The organism is Kitasatospora sp. Root107 (genome assembly GCF_001424875.1).
GTDB lineage: Bacteria > Actinomycetota > Actinomycetes > Streptomycetales > Streptomycetaceae > Kitasatospora.
Genome location: NZ_LMCT01000044.1, coordinates 2,786 through 3,717, shown reverse-complemented (window position 1 = coordinate 3,717; position 932 = coordinate 2,786). Strand labels below are relative to the sequence as shown.

Annotated in this window: 1 protein-coding gene; it reads left to right on the top strand. The window is 72.3% G+C overall.

What is annotated here, in order from left to right; translation table 11 throughout:
- Positions 1 to 201: 201 nt before the first annotated feature.
- On the top strand, positions 202 to 932 hold a 731-nt coding region (locus tag ASC99_RS41380; protein WP_235583173.1), incomplete at its 3' end, for an FAD/NAD(P)-binding protein.

The following is a 932-nucleotide window of genomic DNA, read 5'->3' as shown; positions in this document are numbered from 1 at the left end:
CCCCGCCGCACTCCCCTCGGCGTCATCCCCGGCCCGGTCGAGCCATCGGGCCCACCCAGATCTCCAACTAGCCATCACCACACCCGGACTGACACACCATCACCCTCCACAACACACCCTGTTGACCCCGCCATGTCCCCTAGCCTGGTGCCCGGACAGCAGCGCCGGGTTCCCCCGTCCCCCCAACCGGGAGGCTTCACCATGAGTCGAACAGGCATGTGCCCAAGGGTGCTCGTAGTCGGGGCGGGCCTGGCCGGCACCGCCACGGCGATTCGACTGCTCCGGTTCGCGCGCAGGCCGCTCGAGGTGGTCCTGCTCGAACGGCGGTCCGACTACCGGTACGCCGGTGTCGCCTACCACCGGGACGGCAACCCCTGGGATCATGTGTTCAACATCCAGGCGGGCCGGATGTCGGCGTTCCGGGAGGACGTCCACGACTTCGTCCGCTGGGCCAACCACGAGGCCGACCGTCGGGACTGGCCGGAGCCCTGGGCCGAGCTCCGGTTCATCGAACAAGGGCCGGCGCCCCGGCGGATCTTCCAGGACTACCTGATCAACCGCCTGGCCGAGGCCAGGCGGGAGGCCTGCCCCGGCGTCGTACTGATCGAGGCCGACGGCGAGGCGGTCGACCTGGAAGTACGCCCCGCCGGGGTCGAGGTGACGGTGCGCCGGCTCGCGGCGAGCGGCCTCGCAGCCGGCGAGGGGCCCGAGCCGGCGGTGCTGTTCGCCGACCACGTCGTGCTCGCAACCGGCCTCGAACAGCGGGAGCCTCCCTTCGCCGCCGGGGTCCGCGCGCACGCGTCCTTCGTGCGCAACCCCTACTCCGCGTCCGGCGTCCGGAGGCTCGCGGCACTGCCCCGGGAGGCGACCGTCGCGATCGTCGGCTCCGTACTGAGCGCGTACGACTCGGCCGGCCTGCTGCTGCGGCGGGG